Annotated in this window: 6 protein-coding genes; 4 read left to right on the top strand and 2 right to left on the bottom strand. The window is 60.5% G+C overall.

Annotated elements, in window-relative coordinates; translation table 11 throughout:
* A partial coding sequence (locus VGP75_RS09645) for a uracil-DNA glycosylase (protein ID WP_327543456.1) occupies positions 1-707 on the bottom strand: 707 nt, incomplete at its 3' end.
* Between the two features lie 104 nt (positions 708-811).
* Between VGP75_RS09645 and VGP75_RS09640 the strand changes: the two genes are divergently transcribed.
* From VGP75_RS09640 to plsY, 4 genes are read left to right on the top strand one after another with little or no spacing between them, the layout of a single operon-like run.
* Positions 812-1,768, top strand: a complete 957-nt coding sequence (locus tag VGP75_RS09640) for an aspartate carbamoyltransferase catalytic subunit (protein ID WP_327543455.1) — start codon at positions 812-814, stop codon at positions 1,766-1,768.
* Entirely contained in the window at positions 1,765-2,319 is a 555-nt protein-coding gene (locus VGP75_RS09635; RefSeq protein ID WP_327543454.1) for a hypothetical protein, read from the top strand. The genes VGP75_RS09640 and VGP75_RS09635 overlap by 4 nt, the downstream gene beginning before the upstream one ends.
* 17 nt (positions 2,320-2,336) lie before the next feature.
* The gene (locus tag VGP75_RS09630) at positions 2,337-3,620 is read left to right on the top strand and encodes a dihydroorotase (RefSeq protein ID WP_327543457.1); all 1,284 of its coding nucleotides are present in this window, start codon (positions 2,337-2,339) and stop codon (positions 3,618-3,620) included.
* Positions 3,620-4,234, top strand: a complete 615-nt coding sequence (plsY, locus tag VGP75_RS09625; protein ID WP_327543453.1) for a glycerol-3-phosphate 1-O-acyltransferase PlsY — start codon at positions 3,620-3,622, stop codon at positions 4,232-4,234. Before VGP75_RS09630 ends, plsY begins: the two co-directional genes overlap by 1 nt.
* On the opposite strand, the gene VGP75_RS09620 is transcribed toward plsY, so the two are convergent.
* Positions 4,231-5,496: glutamate--cysteine ligase (locus VGP75_RS09620; protein WP_327543452.1), on the bottom strand; the 1,266-nt coding region annotated here is incomplete at its 5' end. The genes plsY and VGP75_RS09620 overlap by 4 nt on opposite strands.

Raw genomic sequence — 5,496 nt, 5'->3', positions numbered from 1 at the left:
GGGTGGAACATCGGCAGGCAGGGTTTGCCCAGTACCTCGACCCACTCTCCCCGCATGCGCGTGATGCCCGTGCGCCCCAGAAGCGCCTGACAGGGTGTGTTGCCCATCAAGATCACGATTTCAGGATCAACCAGCGCGATGTGGCGTTCCAGAAATGGCAGCATCATCGCGATTTCGCTGGCATCAGGGGTGCGGTTCGAGGGCGGACGCCATGGCAGCACATTGGTGATATAGACAGCTTGGGCCGCGTTATCGGCAGCACGGCCCATCTGGATTGCCTCAAGCATCCGGTCCAAAAGCTGGCCCGCGCGGCCCACGAATGGCCGCCCTGCGCGGTCCTCTTCACGGCCCGGTGCTTCGCCCACAATCATCACGCGGGCGGCGGGGTTGCCATCGCTGAATACAAAACTGCGCGCGCCTTTTTTCAGCTCGCAATGATCAAACGCCTGCATCGCGGCACTCAGCGCATCAAGATCAGCCGCCGTTTGCGCCGCAGTCCGCGCAAGCGCCGCCGCATCCACCTCTGGCGCCTTCACGATCTCGGGTGCTCCGACAGGCTTCTCAGGCGTTGCCGCCTTCGGCGCAGGCTTCACCGTCTCGAGCGCATAGCGGTCAACGGGCGCGTCGAGAATGGCGTCTGTCACTCCCAATTCCACCTGCCATTCAAGTAGTGCGCGGTCGGTCCAATATGTGTTGTGCGAATCCATGACAGGCACGATATGCCGGATTGCATCGCTTGCGTAGTGCTTGCGGCATTGATGCGCACGGCAGGGGTGCCTATAAGGCGGGGAACCACTGCTAAGAGGGCCTCATGACATTTCGCGCCAAGCATCTTTTGGGCATCGAACCTCTGCATCCCACAGAAATCACCACTTTGCTGGATCTGGCCGATAGCTATGCCGAGCATAACCGGCGCGGCATCGCGCACCGCGACGTGTTGGCGGGGCTCACGCAGATCAACATGTTTTTCGAAAACTCGACCCGTACACAGGCGAGTTTTGAACTGGCTGGCAAGCGGCTTGGTGCGGATGTCATGAACATGGGCATGCAGGCATCATCGGTCAAAAAAGGCGAGACGCTCATTGACACAGCCCTGACGCTGAACGCCATGCGCCCTGATCTCTTGGTCGTGCGGCACCCGCATTCCGGCGCCGTCGATCTTTTGGCGCAAAAGGTCAATTGCGCGGTTCTCAACGCAGGCGACGGCAAGCACGAACATCCCACGCAGGCGCTGCTGGATGCGCTGACAATCCGGCGTGCCAAGGGACGGCTCCACCGCCTGTCCATCGCGATTTGCGGTGATATCGCCCACAGCCGCGTGGCGCGCTCGAACATTATGCTCTTGGGCAAGATGGAAAACCGCATCCGCCTCATCGCACCGCCCACGCTGATGCCATCCGGCGTCGCAGACTTCGGGGTCGAGGTGTTCGAGAACATGGAAGAGGGCCTGAAAGACGTCGATGTCGTGATGATGCTCCGGCTGCAAAAGGAACGCATGGACGGCGGGTTTATCCCGTCAGAGCGCGAATATTTCCACCGCTACGGGCTGGACGCGGGCAAGCTCGCGCACGCCAAACCCGATGCCATCGTGATGCACCCCGGCCCGATGAACCGCGGCGTGGAGATTGACGGGAACATTGCCGACGACATCAACCGCTCGGTCATTCAGGAACAGGTCGAAATGGGCGTCGCTGTGCGCATGGCCGCGATGGACCTTTTGGCGCAGAACCTGCGCGCAGCCCGTGGCCCGCAAGAGGTCATGATATGAGCGAGACCTTTCAAGTCAGCGCCACCGAGCATGGTGTCATCCGCGTCTTCATGGTCAATCTGGGCGCAGATGAGGCCGCCCGCTTTGCCGAAAACCCTGACGCGACCACCCCCGCGCCGATCAACCGCGCCTTGGGCGTGGACGAGCTTGACCATACCTTCGTTGAACTTTTCGCGCTGAACAGCCTCGAAGGTGTCGGGCTCGCCGGATATCTCGTTGAGGGGCTGGGCGTGGCCGAGGCTGATGTTGCTCCTTACCGGTCACGGCTGAACGGCATGTCGGGCCATGTGTTGATCGTGCTATCAAAGGCCTTCGGCGGGCGCGCGGCGACAATCACGCCCGTGGCACCGCTCAAATGGATCGGGACCTACACCGAAGAAGGCGCATCGGTAAAATTCGCGCCTCTCCCGTCCAAAGGTGCTGAAGGCAACATCGCAAGCGCGCCCACCAAAGCACCGAAATCCGACGCCCGCGTCGGCGGTATGATCGCAATGTATGCGCTGATCGCGATGTTCGCCCTGGTGGGCCTGATGATCTGGGTGGCAGGATAGAAATGACAGAGAACACAATGACCGCCACGTTTTTTGCAAACGCCCGCCTGATTGATCCGGTGGCGCTGACCGACAGCATTGGCGCGATCCTGATTGAGGACGGTGTGATCAAGGCGGTCTACGACAGCCCCACCGCCGCCCCCAAGTCTGCCAATGTCGTGGATTGCGGCGGCATGTGCCTTGCCCCCGGCATCATTGATATCGGTGTCAAAGTGTCCGAACCCGGCGAACGGCACAAGGAAAGCTTCCGCTCTGCCGGACGCGCGGCAGCCGCAGGCGGGGTGACCACAATCGTCACACGCCCTGACACCAGCCCCGCGATCGACACGCCCGAAACACTCGAATTTGTGGAACGGCGCGCGCAACAGGACGCGCCTGTGCATGTCCTGCCAATGGCGGCCCTGACCAAAGGCCGCGACGGGCGCGAGATGACCGAGATCGGCTTTCTGCAAGATGCAGGTGCCGTGGCCTTTACCGATTGCGACCGCGTTGTCACCAGCACCAAAGTCTTCAGTCGCGCCCTCACATATGCCCGTTCGCTTGACGCACTGGTGATTGGACACGTCCAGGACCCCGGATTGTCCGAAGGGGCCGCTGTCACATCCGGTAAATTCGCCTCGCTACGCGGTTTGCCAGGGGTAAGCCCGATGGCCGAACGTATGGCGCTGGACCGTGATATCGCCCTGCTGGAAATGACCGGCGCGCGCTATCACGTAGACCAGATCACGACCGCACGCGCCCTGCCCGCGCTGGAACGGGCCAAGCGCAACGGGCTGAGAATCACCGCTGGGATCGGGGTGCATCACCTGACGCTGAACGAACTGGATGTCGCGGACTACCGCACGTTCTTTAAGCTCAAACCGCCGCTGCGCAGTGAAGAAGACCGCATTGCTGTCGTCCAAGCCGTATCAGAGGGGCTGATTGACATCATCTGTTCGATGCACACGCCACAAGACGAAGAAAGCAAACGCCTGCCATTTGAAGAGGCCGCAAGCGGTGCCGTGGGCCTCGAGACACTTCTGCCCGCAGCCTTGCGCCTTTATCATGCCGAAATGATCACGCTGCCAAAACTCTTCCGTGCGATGGCGCTGAACCCTGCGCGCCTTTTGGGGCTGCCGGCAGGCAGGCTGATCGCCGATGCCCCTGCCGATCTGATCCTCTTTGATCCGGACGCACCATTCCAGCTTGACCGTGCCACCTTGTTGTCAAAATCCAAGAATACACCCTTTGACGGCGCACGGCTGCAAGGCCGCGTGCTGGGCACATGGGTCAGCGGCCACCGCGTCTGGGAGAAATCGTAATGCCAACACTCGAAAGCGCCTATCTCGTTCTCTTGCTCTGGGCTGTCATCGGCTATCTTCTGGGGTCAATCCCGGGGGGCATGATCTTTGCCAGGCTGATGAACCTCGGCAACCTGCGCGATATCGGATCAGGCAATATCGGGGCCACGAATGTGCTGCGTACCGGCAACAAGAAAGCCGCCGCCCTGACATTGATCTTCGATGCCGCCAAGGGCGCGGTCGTCGTGCTGGCAGCCCGCCAACTGGCGGGTGAAGACGCGGCCCAACTTGCCGCGCTCATGGCTTTTCTCGGGCATTGCTTTCCGGTCTGGCTGCGTTTCAAGGGCGGCAAAGGCGTTGCCACTTATTTCGGCATTCTACTGGCTGTGGACTGGCAAATCGGCCTGATCGCCTGCGCAATCTGGCTCGTTGTGGCCGCCTTATCGCGCTATTCATCGCTCGCCGCTTTGGTCACCGCAGGATGGATCCCTCTGGTTGTCGGTTTCACGACCCCCGGCGAGATGTTCTTTCTTTCAGCGACACTATGTTTTCTGATCTACATCCGCCACTGGGCCAACATCCAGCGTCTGCGCAAAGGCACCGAGACGAAAATCGGGAAGAAGAGCGCAGCCTAGTAGCTATACTCGGCGTAAATCCGTTTGAGGTCACCGTCCCAATCGCCGTTGTAATGCGCCAAGAGCTCATCGGCGGGCGTCATGCCGCTTTCGATGCTTTCGTGCAGCGCATTGAGGAAATGGGTTTCATCCGCGATCAGCCCACCGGCGCCGGGTTTGGCGCGGGCCTTCAGACCGGCATGCGAAATCGCAACGACCTCGCGCGCCAGATCATGCATGTTGATCCCGTCAACCTGCGCCTGCAAACCGTCGACCGAGGCCGCCACACGCAGCGCCTCGCGCTGTTCGGCGGTCCAGTTCTTGCACAGATTCCACGCCGCATCCAAAGCGGTCTGGTCATACATCAACCCGGTCCAAAACGCGGGCAAAGCGCAAAGCCGCCGCCAAGGGCCACCATCCGCGCCGCGCATTTCAATGTACTGCTTTACGCGGGCCTCGGGGAACACGGTTGTCAGGTGATCGGCCCAGTCTGACAAGAGCGGTTTTTCACCCGGCAGTGCAGGCAATTCACCTTTCAGGAAATCACGGAACGACATGCCCAGCGCGTCGATATATTTGCCATCGCGATAGACAAAATACATCGGCACATCGAGAACCCACTGCACCCAGGCCTCAAAGCCGAAACCCTCTTCGAACACAAAGGGCAGCATGCCGGTGCGTGCCGCATCCAGATCACGCCAGATGCGTGAACGCCAAGATTTATGGCCGTTGACCTTGCCCTCAAAGAACGGGGAGTTGGCAAAAAGGGCGCAGGCCACGGGCTGCAATGCCAAAGCCACGCGCATCTTTTGCACCATGTCCGCCTCAGAGCCGAAATCAAGGTTCACCTGCACGGTGCACGTCCGGCGCATCATCGCCGTCCCCATGGTGCCGACTTTTTCCATGTAGTTGTTCATCAACTTGTAGCGGCCCTTGGGCATCAGCGGCATTTGCTCATGCGTCCACTCGGGCGCGGCCCCAAGGCCGATAAACTTTACGCCGATCTCGTCCGAGACGGATTTGACCTCGGCCAGATGGACATTCACCTCGTCACAGGTCTGGTGGATGGTCTCGAGCGGCGCACCGGACAGTTCCAAGGCGCCACCGGGCTCAAGGCTCACGTTTGCACCATCTTTGGTCAGGCCGATGATCTTGCCATCTTCCTCGACACGGTCCCAGCCGAAACGGCCCTCAAGCCCCTCAAGCACCGCTTTGATCGACCGCTCGCCCTCATAGGGGAGCGGAAGTAATGAATCCTGACAAAAGCCGAATTTCTCGTGCTC

The sequence above is a fragment of the Yoonia sp. genome (assembly GCF_036007805.1).
GTDB lineage: Bacteria > Pseudomonadota > Alphaproteobacteria > Rhodobacterales > Rhodobacteraceae > Yoonia.
The sequence above is the reverse complement of the archived record's forward strand: the minus strand, read 5'-3'. Positions and strand labels throughout refer to the sequence as shown.